The sequence below is a fragment of the Zeaxanthinibacter sp. PT1 genome, assembly GCF_028464225.1.
Taxonomy (GTDB): domain Bacteria; phylum Bacteroidota; class Bacteroidia; order Flavobacteriales; family Flavobacteriaceae; genus Zeaxanthinibacter.
In genome coordinates this window covers 215,570-242,297 of sequence record NZ_JAQPCN010000003.1, presented here as the reverse complement: position 1 = coordinate 242,297, position 26,728 = coordinate 215,570, and the positions used below count along the sequence as shown (strand labels likewise).

Below are 26,728 nucleotides of genomic sequence, written 5' to 3'. Positions count from 1 at the left end.
CACTAAAATTTTAAAAATCAATATCATGCACACCATCGAAAACCATTTTAGGAGCACAGGAATTGTGCTTGTACTCATCGCTCTACTGATAGCTGCTTCATGTAAGGAAGACCATAAAAAAGAGCCAGAGGTGAAAAAGGAAGAGGTGATTGAAGTACTCACAGAGGTCATGGACTTCCAGATTAAAGACACTATCAGATCAGGTTGGCAGACCTTTCGCTATACCAATGCCTCTAGTGAACCTCATTTTATTTTACTGGATAAGTATCCCGAGGGTAAATACATCAAAGACGGAAAAAAAGAGGTGATGCCTATTTTTCAGGAAGGGATGGATTTGATCAATAAGGGGGAAATGAATAAGGCTATGGAAGCTTTCGGTAAGTTACCGCCCTGGTTTTCCGAAATCGTATTCTTCGGTGGCGTAGGACTTGTATCCGCTGGGGAAGTGGCTGAGAGTACCATTTACATGGATCCAGGCTATTATGTACTGGAGTGTTATGTTAAAATGCCAAACGGTGTTTTTCATGGAGTTATGGGTATGGTAAAAGAGTTGGTTGTGGTCCAGGACACAACCGCCAATACCCCCCCTGAGCCCACAGTGCGTATTGGTATTTCGGGCGCTGAAGGAATACAGGTACAGGATTCCATAAAGGAAGGACCACAGGTATTCCAGGTGACCTACGAGGACCAGGTAACCCATGAACATTTTGTAGGGCACGATGTTAACCTGGTTAGGCTGGAAGAAAATGCAGACCTGGACCAATTAGCAGCCTGGATGAATTGGGTTGATCCCAAAGGGCTGATCTCTCCGGCTCCTGAGGGGGTTATCTTCCTGGGCGGGGTGAATGATATGCCGGCAGGAAAGACAGGATATTTCACAGCAGAGCTCGAGCCAGGTTCTTATGCCCTAATATCAGAGGTGCCCAATGCCCGGGAGAAGAATATGCTGATCCCTTTCACCATCCCCTGAGCAGGCTCGACCATGCGATATTAAGGCAAGAAGACGTTGTTCGCTATAATTCACTCAACCCAGGTGAAAAGAGCACGGTTTTCTATGGTGACCGCAGATTTTATGTATTTTTATTCACGGTAAAACAGAAGCTGGAGATCCCCTTGCTTTGACTGGTGGTGCGTAGGCATTTCATATACGACCCCCCTGCCTGTTCAGGGTCTGGCGTGCTGTATTTACCCTTCAACCTGTACACCAATCCTAATGATGAGCAAACAACATATCGTATTATTTTCCACAATTTTTATAATGCAGCTAACTATGGGACAAACCTCGGATAGCACTGGCAAAAGCTATGAGCAACTCCCACAACGGGGTGAGCAATACACGGCGGGTACTACCCTGGCCAGGATGGTAGACGGACTGGCTTTCCGCTATTACTGGGCTACAGAAGCACTTACCGAACAAAATTATGTGTTTCGTGCCGGTGATGATCTTCGCTCCATAGAAGAGTTGATGCAGCATATTTACGATCTCTCCGAGGTGGTCCTGGCCACGGCACAGAAGGAAATCGTCAACCGTTCTGAAAAACCAAAGGCTATGCTTTCTATTGAAGAAAAGCGTGTCGTTACTCTTAACCGGCTTGAGGCCTCTGCCGATTTGTTCGCCCAGCAAAGCGACTTCTCTGGTTACCCGATCAGGTTCAGCAGCGAGAAGGGATCCTCAGAATTCAACTTCTGGCACCTCATCAATGGCCCGGTTTCAGATGCTATCTGGCATACAGGGCAGATAGTTATGCTCAGGAGAGCCGCCGGGAATCCCATCCCTCCAGGGGTGAATGTTTTTCTTGGCACCCATTCAAAATAAGGAGGCATTTTAAAGGATATATAGAGATTTTGGAGTATCTTAAACAGTCGTTTACCGAGGGTTATCACACTGAAATGTAACGACTTAAACATATTCCACTTATTAAAATACAGCCTTATGAAAAAAATCAGCACTATCCTTTTCGCCCTGTTACTAATGGGGTTTGGTATGTCCGGTCTGAAACTGACGGATGAGGAACGAACGATGGCAGTAGACCATCTGCAAGAAACCAGAGACAACCTGATAAACGCGATTGAAGGTTTGTCCGAGGAGCAACTCAATTATAAGAGCAGCCCGGAATCCTGGTCGGTGGCCGAGTGTGTAGAGCACTTAGCGATCTCCGAGAAAATGATCGGGGACATGTTAAAGGGAACATTAGAATCCCCTGCCAATGCCGATATGCGTTCGGAAGTTAAAATGTCTGATGCCGATATCCTGGGAATGATCACCAATCGTGACCAGAAGATTAAAACCGCAGAGGCTTTTGAACCTAGCGGGAAGTTTGGAGACTTTGACGAAACCCTGGAAGCCTTTGAAGAAGCCAGGGAGGCTCATATTGAATATATGAAAGAAACAGAGGATGATCTCAGGAATCATTTTGCCCAGATGCCTTTCGGAACGATTGACGCATACCAGGCTGTACTCTTCATGTCTGGCCATACAGCCAGGCACAATGCACAGATCGCAGAAATCATGGAAAACCCAAATTTCCCTGAAGAATAAACATATCCTGTAAAAGTTAAAAAGCACATCCCAGCGATGTGCTTTATTTTTTGTAGGCTCCACAATATCAGGGCTTCAAGTGTTAATTAGCTTCCGATATAGCCCATTAATGCGTAACTTAGAGAAGCAAACATCCAAAATCATGTATACAATTTTAGACATGTCCGCCATAAGACACGGGAAGGCGAATCTATTACCCTTGCTTAGATCATTGTATTTGTTCTTATGTTTACTTCCCCTTGGGATATCCGGACAGGAATCCTCTGCTCAGGCGTTCACCCAGTACAAAGGTGAGGTCGTGGATGCAGAAAACGGGAAACCGCTGGTTTTTGCCAGTGTAAGCCTGGAAGATAACAATATCAGTACGGTCACCAATACAGATGGAGAATTCCTACTTAAGGTGCCTAATAACTTTTTGGATTCAAGGATTCAGGTGTCATTCCTGGGCTACACTTCTAAAGTGATTCCCTTAGCTACATTGAGGCAGGGCGAGAATACCATTCGCCTTGAGGTCGCCATAACAGAACTCCCGGAAGTCAATATCAGCGCACCTCGTAACGCCGTGGTCCTCGTGAAAGAGACCTTGAGAAACAAGGGAGTAAATTACGTTACGGACCCCATGCTCATGACCGCCTTTTACCGGGAGACCATTAAAAGACGAAGAAGAAACGTCTCCCTGTCTGAAGCCGTGGTCAATATTTATAAAACGCCCTACACAACCGGCCGGAACGACGTGGTAGAACTGTATAAAGCCCGCAAGAGTACAGATTACAGCAAATTAGACACCCTGGTGCTAAAATTGCAAGGCGGACCTTATAACACCCTTTTCGTGGATATTGTAAAATACCCGGACTACCTCTTCACGGAAGAGTCCATAGATCTTTACGATTTCAGTTTTGACCGCTCTACCAGGATCAATGACCAACTGGTGTACGTGGTCAACTTTAAGCAGCGCCCACAGATCGCCGAACCAATGTATGAAGGCAAGCTATATATAGAGGCAGAACAGAAAGTTCTGACCAGCGCCATTTTTTCATTGAATATCACCAATAAGTGGGAAGCCAGCAGGATGTTCGTCCGTAAAAAACCGCAAAATGCCGATGTCTTTCCCACCCAGGTTGCCTACCGGGTAGATTATATGAATAAAGGAGGAAAATGGTATTATGGGTATAGCAATGTTTTTCTCGAATTTAAGATCGACTGGGATCGCAAATTATTTAATTCGGTTTACAGTCTCACCTGCGAGATGGCCGTAACCGATTGGGTCGTCAACACAGGGGGAGAACTGCCTAAAGCCCGTGAAAGGCTGAGACCATCCGTAATCCTGGCCGATGAAGCCAGCGGTTTCTCTGATCCCGATTTCTGGGGAGAATACAACATTATTGAACCGGAAAAATCCATTGAATCTGCCATTCGCAAAATACAGCGCCAACTAAAGCGTGAATCCCCGACAGGCACGGATACACGTTAATAAATCCGCCCATCAAACAGTACTGATTATCAACATACTAGGAAAATATGACGATTCGAAGCTTATGAACAATTGTTGATAAATTAAGTTCATAAACTGTTGATTTTAAATTGCTTAGAAAACTTGCACAGGGATAGAAATTGTTGTATTTTTAATTTATGGTTTTCGGGAATATCCAGTCCATGGAATTTCAAAAACCATTACGAAGTCAACGTTCTTTGTATTGTTGTATAATCCGTTAACCAAAACCAAATAAGCAATTATTAGGCGGCGGTATAGGATGAGCATCTAACGGGAGGCTGTCGCTTTTCGTTAACATGTGGGAACTTGTATATTAAGTATAGGATTGCGATTTTATATTTAAAATAAAAGAACTAATACAACGAAAAGAAACATTCAGTCAATCTTAATTTCGATTAAGAAAAAACGATGTTTCGAACGTGGATGAGATCAGGCAAATGCAATCAATGGTTGCGGACTGTACCAAGAGTACAGGACTAGACGTTTGCAGATCGATTCTAAAAAGCCATGTCAATGTACTTGTTACAATGATATGGCTTTTGTTTTTTCAGGCATCTGTACGAAGACCATGGACCGGAGAATTTCTTTCAACTTCAGAATATAGCCTCCTCTCCCCGTTTCCTCCATGAACAGAGCCATTTAAAATTGTATATTTGCCACGCTTAAATGAAAACTAGACGAATATATGCCGAGTATTATTTATACCAAGACTGACGAGGCTCCAGCCCTCGCAACCCATTCATTACTCCCCATCGTAAGAGCGTTCGGTAAGACTGCCGGAGTTCATATAGAGACCAGGGATATTTCCCTGGCCGCCAGGATCCTATCCGCGTTTCCCGATCGGCTGAAGGAGTCTCAAAGGCATACAGATGACCTGGCCATGCTGGGAAAATTAGCTACAACTCCAGAAGCCAATATCATTAAACTTCCCAATATTAGTGCCTCCATTCCCCAGCTTAAAGAAGCCATTGCAGAACTGCAATCAAAAGGGTATGCGCTTCCGGACTACCCGGATGAGCCAGGCACCACAGAGGAAAAGGAAATTAAATCTACCTACGACAAGATCAAAGGAAGTGCAGTGAATCCTGTACTAAGGGAAGGAAATTCTGACCGGAGAGCACCAAAACCCGTAAAGAATTACGCCAAAAAAAATCCGCACTCCATGGGTGCCTGGAGCAAAGATTCCAAAACTCATGTGGCTACGATGAGTAAAGGCGATTTCCGGTCTAACGAGAAATCGGTTACCGTTGCTGATGCCGGTGACGTTCGCATAGAACTGGTACAGCAAGACGGAACGGTAAAAGTTCTGAAAGAGAAGGTAAATTTACTGGCCAAGGAGATCATCGATGCCACGGTAATGGAAAAGAAAGCTTTGATCGAATTCCTGGACCGCGAGATCAAGGATGCTAAAGCAAAAGATATACTGTTTTCTGTTCACCTTAAGGCTACCATGATGAAGGTCTCTGACCCCATCATCTTTGGGCACGTCGTAGAAGAATATTTCTCAGATGTCTTTAAAAAACACGAAGATACCTTTCAAAAAATTGGCGTGAGCGCCAATGACGGACTGGAAAGCCTGCACAACCAGATTCAATCCCTTCCGGAAGCAGAACGCACTGCTATTGAGAAAGATCTTGAACAAGCTATGCAACAGGGCCCTGACCTGGCCATGGTAAATTCTGATAAAGGTATAACCAACCTTCATGTCCCCAGTGACGTGATCATCGATGCCTCTATGCCCGCCATGATCAGGAATTCCGGTCAAATGTGGAATGCAGCAGGTAATACACAGGATACAAAAGCCGTGATTCCCGATAGCAGCTATGCAGGTGTCTACCAGGCTACCATAGAGTTTTGCAAGGAACACGGGGCATTTGATCCTACCACTATGGGTACAGTACCTAATGTAGGCCTGATGGCACAGAAAGCAGAGGAGTACGGATCCCATGATAAAACTTTTGAGATCCCAACACAGGGTACGGTAAGGGTAGTCCGTACAGACGACAATACTACGCTATTAGAACATAAAGTTTCTGAAGGGGATATCTGGAGAATGTGCCAGACTAAGGATGCCCCGGTGGAAGATTGGATCAAGTTAGCGGTACAACGTGCCCGGGCTACTAAAGTACCAGCTATTTTCTGGCTGGATAAGGAACGTGCCCACGATGCACAACTGATCGCCAAGATAAAGCAATACCTTCCTGCCATGGATACAAAAGGCTTAGATATACAGATCCTTTCTCCGGTAGAAGCCTCAGAATTCACCCTGAAGCGAATGAAGGAAGGAAAGGACACTATATCCGTTACCGGAAATGTACTGCGTGATTACCTGACCGATCTTTTCCCTATCCTGGAAGTAGGAACCAGCGCAAAAATGCTATCTATTGTTCCTTTGATGAACGGTGGAGGTTTATTTGAGACCGGTGCAGGGGGATCTGCTCCAAAACACGTAGAGCAATTCCTGGAAGAAGGACATCTGAGGTGGGACTCTCTTGGAGAATTTCTTGCCTTGGCGGTTTCCCTGGCCTTTTACGGGGACAAATATGACAACCCGGCGGCTAAAACGCTGGCTGAGGCCCTTGACGATGCTACGGAGAAATTCCTGGACAATGATAAGTCGCCCTCACGAAAAGTGGGCGAATTGGATACCCGGGGAAGTCATTTCTTCCTGGCCAGGTACTGGGCAGAGGCTATTGCCGCCCAGGATAACCACCCTGCGCTTAAAGAAATGTATAAGGAAATCGCATCAGCAATGAGCGAAAAGACCGATACGATCATAGGCGAACTGGCTGCCGCACAGGGTAAACCCCAGGATATTGGCGGCTATTATATGCCGGATCCGGAAAAAGCTTCCCAGGCGATGCGCCCCAGTGAAACACTGAACGATATCCTTGCTAAATTAAAGTAAGCGAATATTCTTAATATACCTACAACCCCACCAATGCGTGGGGTTGTTTATTTTATCAGGGGATTCAAATCCGTTTATTCTCCCTATTTTTAGATAAAAATTGCGAATGCATAAGACCTTCTATTCCCTGTTAGGCATACTGCTGGTCATGAATTCCCTGTATGCGCAACAGCGATATACCCTCAGCGGCACTATTACAGAAGCAAACAGCAATGAAACCTTAATAGGGGTTAGTGTGGTTGTTCCCGAATTGGGAACAGGGGCAGTTACCAATGAATATGGGTTCTATTCCCTCACCCTGCCCGAAGGGAATTACGAGATCCGTATTACCTACCTGGGCTTTAGCGAGATCAGGGAGACACTACAGTTTAATCGTAACATACAGCGAAACTTTCGGATGTTCGAACAGACAGAGGAGTTACAGGAAGTGATCCTGACCGAAGATGCCGAAAGAACAGATATCACCAAACCCCAAATGAGCGTAAATGCATTATCGGCGCAAACCATAAAAAAAGTACCTGTAGTTCTCGGTGAAGCAGATGTGCTTAAATCGCTGGTGTTACTGCCGGGGGTAACCAATGCCGGTGAAGGATCCTCAGGGTTCAATGTTCGCGGTGGTGCAGCAGACCAGAACCTGATCCTGTTAGACGAGGCCACCATCTTTAATTCGTCCCATTTGTTCGGGTTCTTTTCAGTGTTCAACCCCGATGCCATTAAGGATATCAAACTGTATAAGGGCGGTATTCCCGCCCGCTACGGAGGCAGGGTTTCCTCGGTACTGGAGATCTTCCAGAAAGAAGGAAACAGCAAGGAATTTAAAATGAACGGTGGCATAGGGCTGGTTGCCAGCCGGCTGTTAGCCGAGGGGCCCATCAAGAAAGACACTGCAGCTTTCCTTGTAGGAGGCCGGGCATCCTATGCACACCTGTTCCTTCCGTTGTTCGATATACAGAACAAGGCCTATTTCTACGATCTGAATACCAAACTGAACTACCGTCTCAATAATCGAAATAACCTGTTTTTATCCGGCTACTTTGGCAGGGATGTTTTTAGTGTCGCCAATGTTTTTAATAACACTTACGGCAACAGCGTTTTCAATTTTCGCTGGAACCATATTTTCTCTGACCGACTTTTCTCCAATCTTTCCCTGATCTATTCGGATTATTACTATGGGCTTGAACTCGATTTTGTCGGTTTCCGATGGAATTCCGGGATACAGAATTTTAACCTGAAATACGATTTTAAACACTACCTGACCGATGCTTTACAAGTGAATTTTGGCCTTCAGAATACCTACTACCGTTTTAATCCGGGGGAAATTGAACCCAACCGGGAAGATTCGGGTATTCTTAAAGAGCAGTTGATCCAGAAATACGCCAATGAAACCGCAGTTTATGTGGATGTGGAGCACAAATTGTCCCGTAGCTTCAGCATGCAGTATGGCCTAAGGCTAAGTCATTTTATTCGCCTGGGCCAGGACGAACTTAACCGTTACCAGGACAACCGCCCCGTTACCTTTGATCCTTTCTTGCTCATCTACCAGGAAGCAGACCCCATAGAAATTACAAATCCCGGGCGAAGTACCACACTGGCAGATTTCACTAATCTGGAACCCCGTATCTCCCTTTCCTGGACTCCGGATGAGCGCAATGCGCTAAAGGGGAGTTATACCAGGCTTTCCCAGTACCTTCATCTGCTCTCTAACACCAGCTCCCCTACCCCGCTCGATGTCTGGACCCCCAGTGGTCCTTTTGTAAAACCCCAGTTACTGGACCAGTATGCCTTGGGATACTTTAAGGAAATCCGGGATAACCGGTATACCCTTGAGACCGAAGTTTTCTATAAGGAAGTGCAGAACAGGATAGATTATATAGACGGAGCCAACCTGATCGCCAACAACGCTATAGAACAAGTGATCCTGAACGGCCAGGCCAGGGCATATGGATTAGAATTGTTACTGAGAAAAAACGAAGGCAATTTACAGGGGTGGCTGGCGTATACCTTGTCCAAATCGGAGCAGCGAACACCGGGCCGTTCCCCGGTAAATGATAATGGAAGGTCTAACCAGGAAACCGGGATTAATTTCGGAGAATGGTATAATACGCCTTATGATAAGACCCATGATATTGCCTTATACGGAAGTTATGACATCAATGAGAAGTGGAGCCTGAACAGTAATTTTATTTACCAGACTGGGCAGCCTACCAACTACCCTGTTGGGCAATTTGGTTTCCAGGGACTCACGGTGCCCTATTACGGACTGCGTAATACGGAAAGACTGCCCGACTACCACAGGCTGGATATTTCAGCAACACTGATTCCCAAAAAAAACCGCAACAGGAAATTGCAGACCGAATGGGTTTTCAGTGTTTACAACGTATATAACCGGATGAATGCTGCATCTATTAACTTCAGGCGAAACCAGGACACCGGAGCCAATGAAGCTATACGCACCTCTATATTCGGGATCGTGCCTGCAGTTACTTACAATTTTAAGTTTTAAGTTATGAAAAGGATCATCACTTTAGTATTTATCAACCTGTTCTTTTTCAGTTGTGAGGAGGTTGTAGAGATCGATACCCCGGTTGGAGCCCCACGACTAATCGTAGATGCCTTGCTCCGGATCAATACTTCAGAGCCCGTACAAAATATAAGTGTCAAGGTTAACCTTACCGATTCATTCTTCGGGGAGACCCCGGCTACGGCCGTTGAGCAGATGACCATCACCAACATCGACATGGAAACCTCTTTCGAGAACCCCAATTCTATCATCCTGCTTCAGACAGAACCAGGGGTTTATGAAGCCAGTAAGAATACAGAATTCTTTCTTACGGGCAGGCTCATCCTGCAGGTCGATTTCCAGGGGGAATTGTATATTGCGAGTACCCAGTATGTACCGGGAGTTCCGATCGATTCCCTGGAGCAAGGGGATGCCAGCCTTTTTGAAGGAGATGAGACCGAAGTGATTATTTCGTTTACGGATTCCGCTGAAAGAAACGACTTTTATTTATTTGACCTTGGTTCTGATGAATACCTGGTGACCGAGGATGAGTTCTACCAGGGACAACAATTTGTGTTCTCCTATTTCTACGACCAGACTTTTGAACCAGGAAAAGAAATTGAAATAGGATTGCTGGGTGTTGATGAACCATTCTATAACTACATGAACCAGCTGATCGTACAGAGCGGCAGCGATACCGCCGGTCCCTTCCAGACCCCGGCTGCGACGGTGCGGGGCAATATCATCAATGCTACCGGAATTGATAATATTGAGAATTTTGACAATGTGGGCGATCCCGATAATTTTGCCCTGGGGTATTTTGCCGTCTGCCAGGAATTCCGGGATACCCTGACCATACAATAAGAAATTAACCTCTAAATCGGTATTTTTGCAATAAAACTGCCCGGGCTTATGAGAACAGACAGAGATTTATTGATTAAGGGAGTCAAATACCTGGGCATCACAGCCTTACTGATGTTTATTGCCCCGGTAATTATCTACCAAGCTTTTAAGAACGAGGGACATCCCCTCTACCTTTATGTACTCATTTTTGGTTTTATCGTTGCCCTGGCTGCTGTGGGCATGGGATTCTACAGTATACGTACAGTCGTCAATGCTTTTTTTAATAAAAAATAATTCACTTCAGGCTAAGGTACAGGCCCTCTAAAATACTTTCTCATTAATTGCCTGCATCAATGCAAGATGCTATCTTTGCTCCCTTACAAAAATGAGCGATGGGAATGATCAAAATAACCTTACCGGATAATTCCGTAAAAGAGTTTGAACAGGGGGCAACCCCTATGGATGTGGCCAGGAGCATCAGTGAAGGGCTGGCCAGGAATGTTATCTCTGCAACCTTTAACGGGACCAAGGTAGAGACGGTTTCTTCCCTGGAAGAGGACGGCAAACTGGTATTGCACACCTGGAATGATGATGAAGGAAAGAAAGCATTCTGGCATTCTTCTTCCCACGTTGTCGCGCAGGCGCTGGAAGAGCTGTACCCCGGCATTAAACTGACCATTGGACCTGCCATTGAAAACGGTTTTTACTACGACGTAGATTTCGGAGAGCATTCCATCTCTGAAAAGGATTTCCCGGCCATTGAGAAAAAGGCATTGGAGATTGCCCGCGGCAAGCACGATTTTAGCATGCGCGCCGTCAGCAAGCAGGAAGCACTCGCTTATTACGAGGAGCAGCAGAACGAATACAAGACAGAGCTTATAGAGAACCTGGAAGACGGAAGCATTACCTTCTGTGACCACGATACTTTCACAGATCTGTGCCGTGGAGGACATATCCCGAATACCGGGGTCATCAAGGCGATAAAGATCCTGAATGTAGCCGGGGCATACTGGAGGGGTGATGAGAATAATCCCCAGCTCACCAGGGTTTACGGAATTTCTTTCCCGAAACAAAAAGAGCTTACAGAATACCTCGCATTGCTGGAGGAAGCTAAGAAGAGAGATCACAGGAAGCTGGGTAAAGAACTTGACCTATTCACCTTCTCGCAAAAAGTTGGACAGGGATTACCGCTGTGGCTACCCAAGGGTGCTGCACTTAGGGAGCGCCTGGAACAATTCCTGAAAAAAGCCCAGAAACAAGCGGGCTACGAGATGGTGGTCACCCCCCATATCGGACAGAAGGAACTGTATGTCACCTCCGGGCATTACGCTAAATACGGGGAAGACAGTTTTCAGCCGATCCATACTCCGAAAGAAGATGAGGAATTTTTGCTGAAGCCAATGAACTGCCCCCACCACTGCGAGATCTACAACTCAAGGTCTTTCAGTTATCGTGATCTCCCGAAACGTTATGCCGAATTCGGCACCGTGTATCGTTATGAACAGAGCGGTGAACTTCACGGGTTAACACGTGTACGGGGATTCACCCAGGATGATGCCCATATTTTCTGTACCCCCGACCAACTAGACCAGGAGTTCAAAGACGTAATAGACCTGTCTCTGTACGTACTTAATTCTCTTGGTTTTGATAATTTCACCGCACAGGTGTCCCTGAGGGACCCAGAGAAACCCGAGAAATATATCGGCTCTGTCGAGAATTGGGAAAAAGCAGAACAGGCCATTATTAATGCCGCCCAGGAAAAAGGCCTGAATTTTAAGATCGAGGAAGGGGAAGCCGCATTTTACGGACCTAAACTTGATTTTATGGTCAAAGATGCACTGGGAAGACAATGGCAATTAGGGACCATACAGGTAGATTACAACCTGCCTGAGCGGTTTGACCTGACTTACAAGGGAAGTGACAATGAAACCCATCGTCCCGTAATGATCCACCGGGCCCCATTTGGAAGTATGGAGCGGTTTGTAGCCTTGTTACTGGAACATACGGGTGGAAATTTCCCATTATGGCTTATCCCGGAACAGGCTATAATCTTGCCCGTCAGTGAGAAACACGAAAAATATGCCGAAAAAGTTTTAAATTCACTGGAAAATCACGAAATTCGCGCCCTTGCAGACCATCGAAACGAGACGGTAGGGAAGAAAATCCGGGACGCCGAGATGAATAAAATCCCGTTTATGCTGATCGTTGGTGAGCAAGAAGAGTCTGAATCAATGATCTCTGTCCGCCGTCATGGTGGTGAAGATCTGGGTAAGATTTCTGTGAAACAATTTGTAGACTTGGTCGAAAAGGAAATAAGTAGTACCTTAAAGTCATTCAAATAAAAGTTAAAATAAGTCGAATTAAAAAGTAGTAGCCATAGCAATTAGAAGAAGATTTAAGCCCCAACCTAGAAGGGAAAATAAGAATCCCCATAAGATCAATGAGAAGATTTCGTCGCCCAAGGTGAGATTGGTGGGAGACAACGTGGAAATGGGCGTATACCCGATCAGGGAAGCGCTTTCCTTTGCCGCGGAACAAGGACTTGATCTGGTGGAAATATCGCCTAATGCCGATCCACCGGTTTGTAAAATCATCGACTATAAAAAGTACCTCTACGAACAAAAGAAGAGGGAAAAGGCTATGAAAGCTAAAGCCACGAAAGTGGTAGTAAAGGAAATCCGGTTTGGACCCCAGACGGATGACCACGATTACGAATTTAAAAAGAAGCACGCAGAAAAATTCCTTAAAGAAGGTGCAAAGCTAAAAGCTTATGTGTTTTTCAAAGGACGATCTATCGTGTACAAGGACCAGGGAGAGATCCTGCTTCTGAGACTGGCCTCTGAATTGGAAGACTTTGGAAAAGTAGAACAGATGCCCAAGTTAGAAGGAAAAAGGATGACAATGTTCCTGGCGCCTAAGACAAAGAAATAAAATTGCGCAGTGTCGCAACTGATAATAATAAGCGAGATAATTAATAACAAATAGGAAGCTAATGCCTAAAATGAAGACAAAGTCCAGTGCCAAAAAGCGTTTTAAGCTGACCGGTACCGGTAAAATAAAGAGGAAGCACGCTTACAAGAGCCACATTCTTACAAAAAAATCTAAGAAGCGTAAGCTTAAGCTGACCCATGATACATTGGTACACAAAGCCGATGAGAACAGTATCATGGAACAATTACGTTTAAAGTAATTGCCACAAAGGGAATTGTATTAACCATGGAGTTGGGCCATAAAGTATCTGCGAATAACGACAGATCGCCTGCTACAAAAAACAAAAAGAAATGCCAAGATCAGTAAATTCAGTTGCTTCAAGAGCACGTAGAAAAAAAATAATGAAAGAGGCCAAAGGATACTTTGGTCGTCGTAAAAATGTCTGGACCGTTGCGAAAAACGCAGTAGAAAAGGCAATGCAGTATGCATACAGGGACCGTAGGAATAAGAAAAGAAATTTCCGCGCCCTTTGGATCACCCGTATCAATGCAGGTGCCAGGATGCACGGACTGTCCTATTCACAATTTATGGGGAAAATGAAAGCCAATAATATCGACCTGAACCGTAAGGTACTTGCCGACCTGGCCATGAATCACCCAGAAGCTTTTAAAGCTATTGTAGAAAAGGTAAAATAAAACGAATCTTATCTCGCTTAGAACCCTGGTAACCACCAGGGTTTTTTTTATGCCATAATTTCAGCTTTCCTCAGTAATTTTGGAGATAGCCGCTTTGAATTCCTCCCAATCAACGTATTCGTCCCCGGACCGATCGTATCCCTGTATTAATTTATTAGCCACGATACCACGTATAAAACCGTTGATCTCTGCCTTCTTCAACAATTCTATGATCTCATCCCTTTTCAGTTTTCCGTCGGAATCCTTATCAAAGTAACGATAAGCCTCTTCCGGTGTTGCAAAATGATGAGTGATCAGGATCTGTATCTTGTTCAGTATGTCTTCTTTAGATGCCATTTATTATAATGTTTTTATTTCTTCATTAGCTGCTGCCATATGCGGTGAGCACCAAACGCCTGCCACTTACGTGGTCCCTGTGTTCACAGAGATAAATCCCCTGCCATGTTCCCAGATTCAGCCTGCCGTTGGTTAGTGGTATTTGTAAAGAAGCTCCCATCAAGGATGATTTAATATGTGCCGGCATATCATCCGGACCTTCTATCGTATGCTGGTAATAGGGTGCATTTTCCGGAACCATTTGGTTCATATGACTCTCAAAGTCTGCCCTGACCGTTGGATCTGCATTCTCGTTAATAGTGAGACTTGCCGAGGTATGCTGAATAAAAACATGCAACAGCCCGGTCTTAATTTCATGTATTTCCGGGAATTGAGAAACAATCCTGTCTGTCACCAGGTGGAACCCCCTTGGAAAAGGAGGCAGCCTTATAGATTTCTGATAAATTTTCATCGCCGTGGCGGGTGTATCTGAGGGTAAAACTTTCACTTTTACATCCTTATTTTAAATTCTTAAAAAATACCTTTGTAAGCTGAAGATACAAAACATGGATTTATCCCGCATAAAATTAGTCGTCACAGATATGGATGGCACCCTGCTAAATTCTAAGCACCAGGTGAGCCCTTTATTCTTCGATCTCTATAAACAACTCCGCAATAATAATATTCTCTTCGTAGCCGCCAGCGGCAGGCAGTTTGGTAGTATTGCAGAAAAACTAGCCCCGATCCGCGATGAGATCATCATTATTGCAGAGAATGGCGGTTTTGCTGTTCAGCAGGGAAAAGAACTGGTATCCACCCCTCTTCCGGGAGGGAAGAAAAACGAGGTTCTGAGAGAATTGTCTGCCGTACCCGATGCGCATCCTATCCTATGCTGTAAAGGCAGCGCCTACATCAGCGAAAGATCCAGGGACTTTCAATCAAAACTACAGGAATACTATACCTCTTACCAGGTGGTATCCGATCTCTACGAATTTGACGAGGAAATCCTGAAGATCGCGGTCTATCACGAGATTAACTCCGAGCAATATATTTATCCCGCGGTACAGTCCTTTGAGTCGGAACTACAGGTGAAAGTATCCGGTGAGCACTGGGTAGATCTCTCTCATCCCAACGCCAACAAGGGTTATGCACTTAAAAAGATCCAGGACAACTATGGGATAAGCCCTGAAGAAACGCTGGTTTTTGGAGATTACAACAATGACCTGGAGATGTTATCACTAGCTACCTATAGTGTTGCCATGGCTAATGCTCATCCCAACGTATTGAGCGCGGCAAATTACAAGACTCTCACCAATGATGAAGGCGGGGTGGAACACATCCTGCAAAAAATGCTGGAGAACTATTAAGTTTTCTGTTTCTTTTTCCGCGCTGCAGGAAATAAGACGTTGTTAAGAATCAGGCGGTAACCCGGGGAGTTTGGGTGTAATTCGAGCGCCGTTTTAGGATCCCCTACCCTGTGCTGGTAGTCTTCCGGATCATGCCCCCCGTAGAATGTGAAAAATCCTTTTCCCTTGATCCCGTGAATGTACCTGGCTTCTCCATTAATACGGTTCTCTCCCAGGACCAGGACCGTAGGCTTAACCTGCTCTCTGGCAAATGCAGTGGTTTGCCCCATAAATCCTTTGACCAGGGAGGTGTGATTCTGACAGAGCATTGTAGGCACCGGGTCCCATTTGGCGGAGAAATCCATCAGCGAAAAATAATCCGATTCTTTGGGCACCTGCTGTCGTTGGGAAGTCATATCTATAGATGAGAATTCGTATCTCAGGGGGTTGCGCTCCAAAATGAAATCCGTAAAGGCAAAGGTTTTGCTGTAGTCTATTTTTTTCTGGTAACTGGGATCTGACGGATCCCCGTCAAACATAGGTTCACAAATGTCCACACCCTCTGAAGCCAGGGCGATATCAAAGCTGTCCGTGGCAGAACACATGGCAAACATAAACCCGCCCCCTATGACATAGTTCCTGATCTTTAGTGCAACCGCCAGTTTTTCCTGGGACACCTTGGAATAACCAAGCTTGTTGGCCAGGTTTTCTGCCTGTTTTTTACCTTCAATATACCAAGGGGTAGCCCGATAGGCGCCATAAAATTTTCCATACTGTCCTGTAAAATCCTCGTGGTGCAGGTGAAGCCAGTCATATAAAACCAGTTTATCGCCAAGGACCTCTTCATCATAGATGGTTACATAAGGGATTTCTGCATAGGTCAAGGCCATGGTAACCGCGTCATCCCAGGGTTGATTATCCTTAGGAGAGTACACAGCGATCTTAGGAGCTTTTTCAAGGATTACCGCTTCCTGGTTTACGGCCGGACTACTGATCCCGTCCAAAATTGCCTGCGCTTTGTCATCAGAAAGAATTTCAAAAGAAACTCCGCGAATCTGGCATTCTTTTCGGATACGTTCCCCATCGGGCAATAGGAAGGATCCTCCCCTGTAATTGAGCAACCACTGAACCTTCTGCTGCTTTGTCAGCACCCAGTAGGTTATCCCATAAGCCTTGAGATGATCCTTTTGCGCATCTGCGTCCATCGGTATTAAGATCACAGAAGCAGAAGCCTTAATTGCAGTCAGCAAAAAAAGAAACATACAAAGTAGCGCCGTATAGTGCTTTACCGTAGGTGTTGAGAGAAAATTACTGTTGGTACCCAACAGCAAGGGGGTGTGTTTATTGGTGTTCCGTATATCAGAAGGGGACATCATTATCATCTGGATCAAGATCAGGCGGCTGGTTCATAGAACTACCAAAAGCCTCGTCAGCATTGGGCAGTTTACGTGTAGCGAACGGATTATCGCCATCAGCATTCATTTTGGATTGAAACTCGAACGGCGTATCAAAGTCATCCAAGTTATCAAATTTACCTAATTGCCCAATGAACTTTAACCTAATATTCTCTAAACCACCATTCCTGTGCTTAGCCACGATGAATTCTGCCTGGCCTTGGGTAGGCGTGCGTTCTTCGTCGTCCCACTCATCGATCTTGTAGTATTCCGGCCTGTAGATAAAAGACACGATATCCGCATCCTGCTCAATAGCCCCGGATTCCCTGAGGTCAGAAAGTATAGGACGTTTACTTCCTCCCCGTGTTTCTACCGCACGCGAAAGCTGCGAAAGGGCAATGACCGGTACATTCAATTCTTTTGCAAGCGCTTTTAAGTTCCTGGAGATGGTAGAGATCTCCTGCTCCCTGTTCCCGCCTTTCTGAGTTCCTCCTGCGGTCATCAACTGCAAGTAATCGATTACAATCAGGCGAATTTTATGTTGCGATGCCAATCGTCTCGCTTTAGCCCTGAGGTCAAAAATAGAGAGGGAGGGCGTATCGTCTATAAATAAGGGGGCACTTTCCAGCGCTTTCACCTTAACATTCAACTGCTCCCATTCATGTTTTTCCAACCGGCCGGTTCTAAGCTTTTCTGAAGAGAGCCCGGTTTCCGAGGAGATCAGACGAGTGATCAGCTGCACCGAGGACATCTCTAAGGAGAAAAAGGCAACCGGGGTATTAGCATTCACAGCGATATTCCGGGCCATGGAAAGGGTCAGGGCCGTTTTACCCATACCTGGCCTTGCCGCTACGATAATCAGGTCACTGGGCTGCCATCCGGAGGTAAGTTTATCGAGTTTATCAAAACCTGAAGGAATACCGCTGAGCCCATCCTTGTTAGAAATCTCTTCGATCTTTTTCTTGGCCTGGATAACCAAGTTCTGAGCTGTCTCTGCAGATCTCTTCAGATTACCCTGGGTAACATCGTACAATTTTGATTCGGCCGTATCCAGGAGATCAAAGACATCCGTGGCATCGTCATATGCCTCTTCAATGATCTCGTTTGAAATCTTGATCAGGCTACGTTGTATATATTTCTGAAGAATAATCCTCGCATGGAACTCGATATGAGCCGATGAGGCTACTTTCTGCGTGAGTTTAATGAGGTAAAAATCACCGCCGGCTATTTCCAGGTTGCCGTCTTTCTTCAATTGGGCGGAAACCGTTAATAAATCCACCGGTTCCGAAGATTCGAACAATTTAAAGATGGCTTCGTAGATATGCCTGTGCGCATCTTTATAGAAAACTTCCGGATGGAGAATATCAATAACTTCATCCACACCCTTCTTATCGATCAGCATAGCACCGAGCACAACCTCCTCTAAATCAACTGCTTGAGGTGGTATTTTTCCCTTTTCTAAACTAATCACGTTGGGCTTGCCGACTTTGCGGCCAAGGATGGGGTTGGTGTTCTCCATGAATGTAAAATTAGCTAATTAACTCTAAGTTAACTTAAATTTTAGAGTTAACGATATCAACCGTCCATTAACAATTGGCCTGTTAATAAACCAGCGTACCGTGTTGATAACTAAAAAATTAAATAGGGTGAGGTGAAAATATTTTCGTCAGCTTGACAAAATCACTTACTAACCGTTATAGACACCCATCTGCGCATATTTATCCATGCGTGCTGTGACCAGATCTTTTGGTGATAACTTTTTAAGTTGCTCGTAATTCTTAGAAATCTTGTTTTTGACGATTTCAAATGTCTTTTCGCGCTGTGCATGAGCACCTCCGGCGGGTTCGCGAACGATCTCGTCAATGAGTTTCAATTTTTTCATGTCAGAAGCGGTGAGCTTTAGTGCCTCGGCGGCCTGCTCTTTGTATTCCCAACTTCTCCATAGGATAGAAGAACACGATTCCGGTGAAATCACGGAATACCAGGTATTTTCCAGCATAAGCACCTTGTCTCCTACTCCGATGCCTAATGCACCTCCGGAAGCTCCTTCCCCGATGATCACGCAGATGATCGGCACCTTCAGGCGGGTCATTTCCAGGATATTCCGGGCAATGGCCTCTCCTTGACCGCGCTCTTCGGCTTCGATACCGGGATAGGCTCCGGGAGTATCGATAAAACAAACTACCGGCAGTCCAAACTTTTCGGCAGATTTCATAAGCCTGAGCGCCTTTCGGTATCCTTCAGGATTGGCCATACCAAAGTTCCTGTACTGACGGGTCTTGGTATTGTATCCTTTTTGCTGACCGATAAACATATAGCTCTGGTCCCCGATTTTACCCAATCCACCGATCATGGCTTTGTCGTCCTTTACATTCCTGTCTCCGTGCAGCTCCAGGAAGGTATCGCCACAAATGGCTTTAATGTAATCCAGTGTATATGGCCTGTTGGGGTGCCTGGAAAGCTGAACTCGCTGCCAGGCAGAAAGATTTTTATAAATGTCTTTCCTGGTCTGTTCCAGTTTCTTTTCGATCTGCTTACAGGTCTCGGTAACATCAACATCGCTCTCTTCTCCGATGAGTTGACATTTTTCCAACTGTTCTTCCAACTCCTTAATAGGAAGTTCAAATTCCAAATACTCCATGAATGACTTGAGTTTAGTTTTATCAGCAGACAAATATAAAATTTTATACCCGCATTGAACAGAAAAATCAAGGAAAGCCTACTTCTGTTGTAAGATACTGAAGAGCAGCTTTTTATCGCTTTGCCTTCTGTAGCAGGTAGATACCTAATAATCCGAAAACAATATTGGGAATCAGGACAGCTAGTAAAGGAGAGAAGCCCGATTGTTCTGCCAGCGTTCCAAATACCTTATCAAAAAAGATATAGATAAAAGCGACCCCCATACCAAAGGCGAGGTTAACCCCCATACCTCCCCGTCGTTTGATCGAGGATACGGCCACACCGATTATGGTGAGGATAAATGCCGAAACCGGTAAAGCCCACCTTTTGTATTTGACCAGCACGTAGGCATTGATATTCGAGGCTCCTTTCCGCCTTTGCACCTCTATAAACTTGTTCAACTCAAAGAGGTTCTTGGTCTCGGCAACATAGGAAACCGGGGTAAGATCATCGATCTTGAAATTAAAAACAGTATCGAGGCGACGCTTGGTCTCGACCAACTCTGTCTGCTCGCCTACCTTTCTTTTCTTATAAGAGGTGAGCCTGTAGATACTGTCCTTGGGTATCCATCGGATATTAGCTGCCGTGATCTTATAATCTAATTTATCTTCCTTAAAATGTTCAAAGGTGAAATTATACCCAATCTGCCGGGCCGGATCAAAGCTGCTTACATAGATATAATCGTCTTCGTTCAGCTGGGTGAAAATATTGCTGGTAACCCTATCCTGTTTACCCTTTTTCAGGTATTTATATTTAAACTCGTTGTAGCCTACGCTGGCGTTGGGCACAATGAACATCCCGAGAAAGAACATTAAGATTGCGATAATACTTGCCCCTATAAAATAAGGTCTCAGAAAGCGTCCGAAAGATACCCCTGAACTCAGGATCGCCACGATCTCCGTGTTATTCGCCAATTTAGAAGTAAAGAAAATAATGGAGAGGAAGAGAAAAATGGGAAAGAGCAGGCTACCAATATATATGGTAAAGTTCATATAATAGATCAGGATCTCGTTCAGGGGAGCTTCATTGTCGATCATCTTACCGATCTGCTCCGCCAGGTTCAGCATAATCCCGATAGGTACAAACAGCATCAGCATCAGGCCAAAGGTGGCCAGATAGCGCTTTAATATGTACCAGTCTATTATTCCCACTAGAGTCGCTTATCCATATTACGTACCATCTGGTTTTTCCAGCTGGCAAAATCCCCTGCTAAAATATGTTTTCTCGCCTCCCGGACCAACCACATATAAAAACCGAGGTTGTGAATGGTGGCGATCTGCTTGCCAAGGTATTCGTTTGCAGCAAAAAGGTGCCGCAGGTATGATTTGGAATATTCGCGATCCACAAAAGTTGTTCCTGAAGGATCTAGTGGTGAGAAGTCATCTTCCCATTTCTTGTTCTTGATATTGATGGTACCCTCTGCGGTAAACAGCATACCATTCCTCGCGTTCCTGGTGGGCATCACACAGTCGAACATATCTATTCCCAATGCAATATTTTCAAGGATGTTGATGGGCGTACCAACTCCCATCAGGTACCTGGGCTTATCTTCCGGAAGAACGCTACAGACCACCTCGGACATGGCGTACATCTCTTCGGCCGGTTCTCCAACAGAAAGCCCTCCAATGGCATTCCCCTCGCAGCCGGAATTGGCAATATATTCTGCAGACTGCAGCCTTAGGTCTTTATAAGTGGATCCCTGGACGATAGGAAAAAAGGTTTGGTCAAAACCGTACTTAGGCGGCACTTTAGCCAGGTGGGCAATACAACGATCCAGCCACCTGTGAGTCATATGCATAGAACGTTTAGCGTACCGGTAATCACAAGGATAAGGTGTACATTCGTCAAAGGCCATGATGATGTCTGCCCCGATGGTCCGTTGAATTTCCATCACATTCTCAGGGGTAAAGAAATGAAAAGAACCGTCTATATGCGATTTAAACTTTACGCCTTCTTCTTTGATCTTGCGGTTCGCCGAGAGGGAATACACCTGGTAACCGCCACTATCCGTCAGGATATTCCGATCCCATCCCATGAATTTATGAAGTCCTCCTGCCTTTTCAAGAATATCTGTTTTAGGGCGCAGATATAGATGGTAAGTGTTGGCAAGGATAATATCCGGGTTAACTTCCTCTCTAAGTTCACGTTGATGTACTCCTTTGACAGAAGCGACAGTGCCCACCGGCATAAATATCGGTGTTTCAATAATACCGTGATCGGTCTGCAGGCTGCCGGCCCTGGCTTTGGATTGGGGATCCGTATGTGCTAAAGTAAATTTCAAATCGTAATTTTCAGTCGCAAATATAGGCATCCCCCTCCATAAAAGACCGGCCTTTATATAAAGTTTAGCGCCTATCCCCTTGTTTGCATAAAATAATATGGCTACTGTTGTACAACCAAAAGATAGCCCTTACATTTGAGGGTCACTAATACGTCAACAATGCCGAAATCACAAGACTTACAGGATCTTATCGTACAGGTAAGACGCGATATCGTTCGCATGGTACATAATGTTAACTCAGGCCACCCGGGAGGCTCTTTGGGCTGCACCGAATTTTTTGTCGCCTTGTACAACGAGGTGATGGAACTGAAAGATGGCTTTGACATGGATGGAGTTGGAGAAGACTTGTTCTTCCTGTCTAATGGGCATATTTCACCTGTCTATTACAGTGTACTGGCACGCAGGGGTTACTTTCCAATAAAGGAGCTGAACACTTTTCGCCTGATCAATTCCAGGCTGCAGGGACATCCAACCACACATGAGGGATTACCCGGTGTTAGAATCGCATCCGGTTCCCTGGGACAGGGAATGTCTGTAGCCATTGGCGCTGCCCAGGCCAAAAAACTAAATAAAGATCCACACCTGGTATTCAGCCTTCATGGGGACGGAGAATTACAGGAAGGACAAAACTGGGAGGCCATCATGTATGCCGCCGGGAAAAAGGTAGATAACCTTATCGCCACCATAGACCGCAATGGTCAGCAGATCGACGGGGCTACGGAAGACGTGATGCCGATGGGTGATCTTAAAGCCAAGTTCCTCGCCTTTGGATGGGACGTATTAGAGCTGAAAAACGGTAATGACCTGCAAGCAGTGATCGATACGTTACAAGAGGCCAAGAAGAGAACCGGGAAAGGCAAACCGGTTTGTATCATCATGCATACCGAAATGGGACATGGGGTGGACTTTATGATGGGAACCCACGCATGGCATGGTAAAGCTCCTAATGACGAGCAATTAGCAACAGCACTAGCGCAGAATCCGGAAACCCTGGGTGATTATTAAACGATCCAAAAAAAACTCGATGAAAAAATATACAGACCAAGGAAGTAAAGATACCCGAAGCGGCTTTGGAGCCGGTATGACTGAACTAGGACGGAGCAACCCTAAAGTGGTTGCCTTATGTGCAGACCTTGTCGGATCATTGAAAATAGACACTTTTATCAAAGAAAGCCCGGAACGTTTCTTCCAGGTTGGTATTGCCGAGGCCAATATGATGGGAATCGCCGCCGGACTTACCATAGGGGGATATATTCCCTACACTACAACCTTCGCAAACTTTTCCACCGGAAGAGTCTACGACCAGATCAGGCAGTCTATCGCCTATTCCGGGAAGAATGTTAAGATATGTGCTTCTCACGCCGGTTTAACTTTGGGGGAAGATGGGGCAACCCACCAAATCCTCGAAGATTTGGGGATGATGAAAATGCTTCCGGGGATGACTGTCATTAATCCCTGTGATTATAACCAAACCAAAGCGGCAACCATCGCTATATCAAAACATGAAGGACCTGTATACCTGAGATTCGGAAGGCCGGTAGTACCTAATTTCACCCCGGAGGACCAGGAATTTGTTATTGGGAAAGCAGTTCACCTGATCGAAGGTTCTGATGTGACTATCATCGCTACAGGACACCTGGTTTGGCAAGCCCTCCTGGCTGCAGAAAACCTTGAGAAAGAAGGTATCTCTGCCGAAGTCATTAATATCCACACCATTAAGCCTCTTGATACAGAAGCTATTTTAAAATCGGTTAAGAAAACCGGTTGCGTGGTAACTGCCGAAGAACATAATTACCTGGGTGGACTTGGAGAAAGTGTTGCCCGCACCCTTAGTTCAGAATACCCTGCGCCACAATCCTTTGTTGCGACGAAAGATACTTTTGGCGAGAGTGGAACTCCTGAACAACTCATGGAGAAATACGGGTTGAACAATAAAGCTATAGAACAAGCCGTTAAGGAGGTGATTAAAAAGAAGGCCTAAGATGTGGTATCGTTTTTGATACCTGTCAAGGTGTCTAAATAAAACGAATCATATTATGAAAAAAACACTTATCACGATGGCTCTTGCCCTTTGCGGTGCGGCCACATTTGCGCAATCTGGTTCCGGTTTCGGAATTAAAGGCGGTTTAAATTATAATGGTAACGGTAACTATTTTGAATCTACCGAAGCGGCAGCCCAGGATCCTGATCGTAACATCGGTTATCATTTCGGTGTTTTCGGTAAAATCGGTAACCGTGTTTACTTAAGACCCGAACTGGTTTACACTAGCATCTCCTCCGACTACGATGGGGACAAATTCAAAATGACCAAATTAGATCTTCCGGTTTTGCTGGGTGCGAAAGTTATTGGTCCCCTGAATGTCTTTGCCGGTCCATCCTTCCAGTATTTGCTGGATACTGAATTTGACGGTATCACCATTAATGATGTGGAGAATGATTTCACCATAGGACTTAATATTGGTGCAGGACTGAATTTTGGTAAGCTTGGGGTAGACTTAAGATACGAAAGAGGATTCAGTGAGAACGAAGCTACTTTTATTAATACTAACGTCACTAATATTGAGCAAAGGGTTGATACCCGTCCGGACCAGTTGATTCTAAGTCTGGCTTTAACGCTTTAATTAATCAAGAAAGCTGAAAAGAAACCCGGTGTAAATTACCGGGTTTTTTTTCATATTACCGTACTGACAACTGTCAGCTGACAGCACAAAATGTCAGTTACAGTCCCAAAAAAAACCGGCTCAATTGCCGGTTTTTTTGATCTCATAACTCGATTTGAATATCGTCTATTCATTGACGGGAGCACTGTCATCAGGATCCAGGTAATTCGGTGTTCCATCGCCATCTGTATCAGGGAAAGTGATATTACCCGCTTCGTCTATAATGATCTCGTCCCGCGTGAGAGTTCCATCCTGGTCATCATCATCATCGAGGAAATTAACTCGTCTTGAGAATGTTCCTGTAGCATCTTCTGCTTCCTGGTCTGTATTATCATCATAAAGAAATCCATTCCCATTCAGGTCCTCATCTATGGATGGTATACCATCCCCATCGTGATCGGTCCTGTTCAAAGAGAAGAGGTCTACTTCAAAAATGAGTGGACTGTAAGCCGGAATTTGTCCCTGGGCTACATTGTAGAATCCTAATCCGGAAGGCATGATGATCAAACCTACACCATAATCCTCTACGGTAAATGTTCCGTCATCATTCACAACGGGGGCTCCTCCTGTCTGCAGGAAAGGCATTCCTTCGGTAAACCCGCGGGCGCCTTGTGCCGGAGCCTGGATCTGTGCCAGATCAAACCATATAGCTGTACTGGTCGAGGCATCGAATACCGTCCCGTCTAACAATGATCCCCTGTACTGAACAAAGGTTGAGTCGGCGATCGTCGGATGCAGGCCATTACCATTGTCCCCTTCCCGAGCCACCAGGTAATAAAGCGTATGGTCTACTACTTCATCAGAATTAAGGTTGAATTCCGTTGCTCTTACGGAGATGGTTTTAGAACCCACCTGGTCAGCCAAAGGAATCTTATCAGCGTTCTCACCGGCAATGGTATCTATCTTTATCCGGTAGTCGAAATCTGCCGGGGGTGCATTAAACTCTTCGTAATTGTAAAAATGCGTTTGTAAATACTCCTGTATGGCTGCTTCATCTTCTGCCACCACTTCTCCCAGGTCGCGGGGAGCAATGCTAATCCCTCCGAGACCATCATCCCTGTTACAAGCGATGAACGAAATAGCTACGAGCGCCAAAAAGGCGATTTTATTTAACTGCATGGATTCTGGTTTGAAGGCCGCAAGATACAATTTTCCCCTATTTTTGTAGAAGTGATTAACAAAGAATTAATCGGTTTATGCGTATAGACAGTTACCTTTGGAGTACCCGCTACTTTAAGTCCAGGAGCCAGGCCTCCGAGGCCTGTAAGAAAGGCCATATCAGGATCAACGAGCAAGTAGTAAAACCATCCAGGGATGTATATCCAGGAGATAAGGTGATCGTCCGCAAGAACCAGATCAATTATGAACTGTTAGTACTCGATCTTCCCAAGAGCAGGGTTGGCGCCAAATTGGTCGATATTTACCGAAAAGACACCACCCCGGAAGATGCATTCAAGCACGATGATTTATTGAAGTATGCCAAGGACTATTACCGAAAGAAGGGCACCGGCCGACCCACCAAAAAAGACCGCAGAGACATAGACGACTACCTGGATGAAACTGAATAAAGAATACTGGGAACAGCGGTACAGGGAAAACCGGCTTGGCTGGGATATCGGTCATATTTCATCCCCTTTAAAAAAATATATCGATGGCCTTCGAAACAAGGAAATGAAGATCCTGGTTCCCGGGGCCGGCTATGGATACGAAGTCAGTTACTTGCATCAACTAGGGTTCACCTCCGTCTATGCTGTTGATTACGCCGCTGAACCCCTGCAAAGAATCCTACGGGAAAATCCCGATTTCCCGAAAGATCAGTTGGTGGAAGGCGATTTTTTTGACATGGAGGAATCGGGTTTTGACCTTATCCTGGAACAGACCTTCTTTTGTTCCCTGCCACCGAAACTCAGGTCACAATACGTTGAAAAAACGTTTAACCTTTTAAAAGAAGGTGGTATTTTAAGTGGTTTATTGTTTGATTTCCCCTTAACGGAGAAAGGTCCTCCTTATGGGGGTAATTCCCAGATGTACCGGGATCTGTTTCAACCACCTTTCAAGATTGACACCCTGGAGCGCGCCTATAATTCTATTGCCCCAAGACAGGGTAATGAACTGTTTTTTATCTTTACCAAATAAACCCGCGGA

The 26,728-nt window shown here is 45.3% G+C and carries 26 protein-coding genes; 18 read left to right on the top strand and 8 right to left on the bottom strand.

All coding sequences use genetic code 11. The features are described from left to right. Window positions 1-25: 25 nt before the first annotated feature. The 12 genes from PP178_RS10525 to rplT all read left to right on the top strand — a co-directional run bounded on the left by PP178_RS10525 (window position 26) and on the right by rplT (window position 13,908). On the top strand, window positions 26-970 hold the full coding sequence (locus tag PP178_RS10525; protein WP_272594300.1) for a hypothetical protein: 945 nt from the start codon (window positions 26-28) through the stop codon (window positions 968-970). Window positions 971-1,270: 300 nt separating this feature from the next. Further along, on the top strand, window positions 1,271-1,816 hold the full coding sequence (locus tag PP178_RS10520) for a DinB family protein (RefSeq protein WP_272594299.1): 546 nt from the start codon (window positions 1,271-1,273) through the stop codon (window positions 1,814-1,816). Between the two features lie 117 nt (window positions 1,817-1,933). Continuing rightward, window positions 1,934-2,539: a DinB family protein gene (locus PP178_RS10515; RefSeq protein WP_272594298.1), complete on the top strand. Its 606-nt coding sequence runs from the start codon at window positions 1,934-1,936 to the stop codon at window positions 2,537-2,539. Window positions 2,540-2,681: 142 nt separating this feature from the next. After that, entirely contained in the window at window positions 2,682-4,010 is a 1,329-nt protein-coding gene (locus tag PP178_RS10510; RefSeq protein WP_272594297.1) for a carboxypeptidase-like regulatory domain-containing protein, read from the top strand. A 706-nt stretch (window positions 4,011-4,716) separates the two neighbouring features. Further along, window positions 4,717-6,939: an NADP-dependent isocitrate dehydrogenase gene (locus PP178_RS10505; RefSeq protein WP_272594296.1), complete on the top strand. Its 2,223-nt coding sequence runs from the start codon at window positions 4,717-4,719 to the stop codon at window positions 6,937-6,939. Window positions 6,940-7,045: 106 nt separating this feature from the next. After that, window positions 7,046-9,442, top strand: a complete 2,397-nt coding sequence (locus PP178_RS10500; protein ID WP_272594295.1) for a TonB-dependent receptor — start codon at window positions 7,046-7,048, stop codon at window positions 9,440-9,442. A 3-nt stretch (window positions 9,443-9,445) separates the two neighbouring features. Beyond that, complete coding sequence (locus PP178_RS10495; RefSeq protein WP_272594294.1) at window positions 9,446-10,303, top strand: DUF4249 family protein; 858 nt, start codon at window positions 9,446-9,448, stop codon at window positions 10,301-10,303. Between the two features lie 48 nt (window positions 10,304-10,351). Further along, window positions 10,352-10,576 (top strand): DUF6095 family protein, encoded by a 225-nt coding sequence (locus tag PP178_RS10490; protein WP_272594293.1) that lies wholly within the window; start codon window positions 10,352-10,354, stop codon window positions 10,574-10,576. A gap of 104 nt (window positions 10,577-10,680) precedes the next feature. Then, the gene (thrS, locus tag PP178_RS10485) at window positions 10,681-12,624 is read left to right on the top strand and encodes a threonine--tRNA ligase (RefSeq protein ID WP_272594292.1); all 1,944 of its coding nucleotides are present in this window, start codon (window positions 10,681-10,683) and stop codon (window positions 12,622-12,624) included. A 34-nt stretch (window positions 12,625-12,658) separates the two neighbouring features. Next, window positions 12,659-13,213, top strand: a complete 555-nt coding sequence (infC, locus tag PP178_RS10480) for a translation initiation factor IF-3 (RefSeq protein WP_430974719.1) — start codon at window positions 12,659-12,661, stop codon at window positions 13,211-13,213. Between the two features lie 61 nt (window positions 13,214-13,274). Then, complete coding sequence (rpmI, locus tag PP178_RS10475) at window positions 13,275-13,472, top strand: 50S ribosomal protein L35 (protein WP_133643807.1); 198 nt, start codon at window positions 13,275-13,277, stop codon at window positions 13,470-13,472. Between the two features lie 91 nt (window positions 13,473-13,563). Further along, window positions 13,564-13,908, top strand: coding sequence for a 50S ribosomal protein L20 (gene rplT / locus PP178_RS10470; protein WP_272594291.1), 345 nt, complete (start codon window positions 13,564-13,566; stop codon window positions 13,906-13,908). Window positions 13,909-13,968: 60 nt separating this feature from the next. Here rplT and PP178_RS10465 read toward each other — a convergent pair whose 3' ends face one another. Together PP178_RS10465 and PP178_RS10460 are read right to left on the bottom strand one after the other, a co-directional pair. Further along, window positions 13,969-14,244, bottom strand: a complete 276-nt coding sequence (locus tag PP178_RS10465; protein WP_272594290.1) for an EF-hand domain-containing protein — start codon at window positions 14,242-14,244, stop codon at window positions 13,969-13,971. Window positions 14,245-14,269: 25 nt separating this feature from the next. Further along, a complete protein-coding gene (locus PP178_RS10460) occupies window positions 14,270-14,695 on the bottom strand; it encodes a secondary thiamine-phosphate synthase enzyme YjbQ (protein WP_272594289.1) in 426 nt (141 codons plus the stop codon). Window positions 14,696-14,789: 94 nt separating this feature from the next. Here PP178_RS10460 and PP178_RS10455 point away from each other — a divergent pair, with 94 nt between their 5' ends. Then, window positions 14,790-15,590 carry an HAD family hydrolase gene (locus tag PP178_RS10455; protein ID WP_272594288.1) on the top strand — a complete coding sequence of 267 codons (801 nt, stop codon included), beginning with the start codon at window positions 14,790-14,792 and terminating at the stop codon, window positions 15,588-15,590. Here the strand turns inward: PP178_RS10455 and PP178_RS10450 are convergent. The 5 genes from PP178_RS10450 to tgt form a co-directional block, all read right to left on the bottom strand. Beyond that, complete coding sequence (locus tag PP178_RS10450; RefSeq protein ID WP_272594425.1) at window positions 15,587-16,831, bottom strand: asparagine synthetase B; 1,245 nt, start codon at window positions 16,829-16,831, stop codon at window positions 15,587-15,589. The two genes, PP178_RS10455 and PP178_RS10450, sit on opposite strands and share 4 nt — an antisense overlap. 97 nt (window positions 16,832-16,928) lie before the next feature. Then, window positions 16,929-18,482 (bottom strand): replicative DNA helicase, encoded by a 1,554-nt coding sequence (dnaB, locus tag PP178_RS10445; RefSeq protein WP_272594287.1) that lies wholly within the window; start codon window positions 18,480-18,482, stop codon window positions 16,929-16,931. A 168-nt stretch (window positions 18,483-18,650) separates the two neighbouring features. Then, window positions 18,651-19,604 (bottom strand): acetyl-CoA carboxylase carboxyltransferase subunit alpha, encoded by a 954-nt coding sequence (locus PP178_RS10440; protein ID WP_272594286.1) that lies wholly within the window; start codon window positions 19,602-19,604, stop codon window positions 18,651-18,653. A gap of 112 nt (window positions 19,605-19,716) precedes the next feature. Then, on the bottom strand, window positions 19,717-20,793 hold the full coding sequence (locus PP178_RS10435) for an LptF/LptG family permease (protein ID WP_272594285.1): 1,077 nt from the start codon (window positions 20,791-20,793) through the stop codon (window positions 19,717-19,719). Next, window positions 20,793-21,923 (bottom strand): tRNA guanosine(34) transglycosylase Tgt, encoded by a 1,131-nt coding sequence (tgt, locus tag PP178_RS10430; RefSeq protein ID WP_272594284.1) that lies wholly within the window; start codon window positions 21,921-21,923, stop codon window positions 20,793-20,795. The genes PP178_RS10435 and tgt overlap by 1 nt, the downstream gene beginning before the upstream one ends. Before the next feature lie 159 nt (window positions 21,924-22,082). On the opposite strand from tgt, the gene PP178_RS10425 reads away from it, so the two are divergent. The 3 genes from PP178_RS10425 to PP178_RS10415 are packed head-to-tail and all read left to right on the top strand — an operon-like array spanning window position 22,083 to window position 24,544. Then, on the top strand, window positions 22,083-22,928 hold the full coding sequence (locus tag PP178_RS10425; protein WP_272594283.1) for a transketolase: 846 nt from the start codon (window positions 22,083-22,085) through the stop codon (window positions 22,926-22,928). Between the two features lie 19 nt (window positions 22,929-22,947). Continuing rightward, on the top strand, window positions 22,948-23,904 hold the full coding sequence (locus PP178_RS10420; RefSeq protein ID WP_272594282.1) for a transketolase family protein: 957 nt from the start codon (window positions 22,948-22,950) through the stop codon (window positions 23,902-23,904). 55 nt (window positions 23,905-23,959) lie between these two features. Beyond that, window positions 23,960-24,544, top strand: coding sequence for a porin family protein (locus tag PP178_RS10415; RefSeq protein WP_272594281.1), 585 nt, complete (start codon window positions 23,960-23,962; stop codon window positions 24,542-24,544). Window positions 24,545-24,709: 165 nt separating this feature from the next. Here the strand turns inward: PP178_RS10415 and PP178_RS10410 are convergent, their stop codons facing one another. After that, the gene (locus PP178_RS10410) at window positions 24,710-25,702 is read right to left on the bottom strand and encodes an FKBP-type peptidyl-prolyl cis-trans isomerase (protein WP_272594280.1); all 993 of its coding nucleotides are present in this window, start codon (window positions 25,700-25,702) and stop codon (window positions 24,710-24,712) included. A 77-nt stretch (window positions 25,703-25,779) separates the two neighbouring features. Between PP178_RS10410 and PP178_RS10405 the strand changes: the two genes are divergently transcribed. Both PP178_RS10405 and PP178_RS10400 read left to right on the top strand, forming a co-directional pair. After that, window positions 25,780-26,151: an RNA-binding S4 domain-containing protein gene (locus tag PP178_RS10405; protein WP_272594279.1), complete on the top strand. Its 372-nt coding sequence runs from the start codon at window positions 25,780-25,782 to the stop codon at window positions 26,149-26,151. Further along, the gene (locus PP178_RS10400; RefSeq protein ID WP_272594278.1) at window positions 26,138-26,719 is read left to right on the top strand and encodes a methyltransferase domain-containing protein; all 582 of its coding nucleotides are present in this window, start codon (window positions 26,138-26,140) and stop codon (window positions 26,717-26,719) included. The genes PP178_RS10405 and PP178_RS10400 overlap by 14 nt, the downstream gene beginning before the upstream one ends. Window positions 26,720-26,728: the final 9 nt, after the last annotated feature.

Coding starts and splice junctions, on each gene's coding strand:
- PP178_RS10525 (WP_272594300.1), top strand. CDS start 26: ATGCACACCATCGAAAACCATTTTAGGAGCACAGGAATTGTGCTTGTA.
- PP178_RS10520 (WP_272594299.1), top strand. CDS start 1,271: ATGGGACAAACCTCGGATAGCACTGGCAAAAGCTATGAGCAACTCCCA.
- PP178_RS10515 (WP_272594298.1), top strand. CDS start 1,934: ATGAAAAAAATCAGCACTATCCTTTTCGCCCTGTTACTAATGGGGTTT.
- PP178_RS10510 (WP_272594297.1), top strand. CDS start 2,682: ATGTATACAATTTTAGACATGTCCGCCATAAGACACGGGAAGGCGAAT.
- PP178_RS10505 (WP_272594296.1), top strand. CDS start 4,717: ATGCCGAGTATTATTTATACCAAGACTGACGAGGCTCCAGCCCTCGCA.
- PP178_RS10500 (WP_272594295.1), top strand. CDS start 7,046: ATGCATAAGACCTTCTATTCCCTGTTAGGCATACTGCTGGTCATGAAT.
- PP178_RS10495 (WP_272594294.1), top strand. CDS start 9,446: ATGAAAAGGATCATCACTTTAGTATTTATCAACCTGTTCTTTTTCAGT.
- PP178_RS10490 (WP_272594293.1), top strand. CDS start 10,352: ATGAGAACAGACAGAGATTTATTGATTAAGGGAGTCAAATACCTGGGC.
- thrS (WP_272594292.1), top strand. CDS start 10,681: ATGATCAAAATAACCTTACCGGATAATTCCGTAAAAGAGTTTGAACAG.
- rpmI (WP_133643807.1), top strand. CDS start 13,275: ATGCCTAAAATGAAGACAAAGTCCAGTGCCAAAAAGCGTTTTAAGCTG.
- rplT (WP_272594291.1), top strand. CDS start 13,564: ATGCCAAGATCAGTAAATTCAGTTGCTTCAAGAGCACGTAGAAAAAAA.
- PP178_RS10465 (WP_272594290.1), bottom strand. CDS start 14,244: ATGGCATCTAAAGAAGACATACTGAACAAGATACAGATCCTGATCACT.
- PP178_RS10460 (WP_272594289.1), bottom strand. CDS start 14,695: ATGAAAATTTATCAGAAATCTATAAGGCTGCCTCCTTTTCCAAGGGGG.
- PP178_RS10455 (WP_272594288.1), top strand. CDS start 14,790: ATGGATTTATCCCGCATAAAATTAGTCGTCACAGATATGGATGGCACC.
- PP178_RS10450 (WP_272594425.1), bottom strand. CDS start 16,831: ATGTTTCTTTTTTTGCTGACTGCAATTAAGGCTTCTGCTTCTGTGATC.
- dnaB (WP_272594287.1), bottom strand. CDS start 18,482: ATGGAGAACACCAACCCCATCCTTGGCCGCAAAGTCGGCAAGCCCAAC.
- PP178_RS10440 (WP_272594286.1), bottom strand. CDS start 19,604: ATGGAGTATTTGGAATTTGAACTTCCTATTAAGGAGTTGGAAGAACAG.
- PP178_RS10425 (WP_272594283.1), top strand. CDS start 22,083: ATGCCGAAATCACAAGACTTACAGGATCTTATCGTACAGGTAAGACGC.
- PP178_RS10420 (WP_272594282.1), top strand. CDS start 22,948: ATGAAAAAATATACAGACCAAGGAAGTAAAGATACCCGAAGCGGCTTT.
- PP178_RS10415 (WP_272594281.1), top strand. CDS start 23,960: ATGAAAAAAACACTTATCACGATGGCTCTTGCCCTTTGCGGTGCGGCC.
- PP178_RS10410 (WP_272594280.1), bottom strand. CDS start 25,702: ATGCAGTTAAATAAAATCGCCTTTTTGGCGCTCGTAGCTATTTCGTTC.
- PP178_RS10405 (WP_272594279.1), top strand. CDS start 25,780: ATGCGTATAGACAGTTACCTTTGGAGTACCCGCTACTTTAAGTCCAGG.
- PP178_RS10400 (WP_272594278.1), top strand. CDS start 26,138: ATGAAACTGAATAAAGAATACTGGGAACAGCGGTACAGGGAAAACCGG.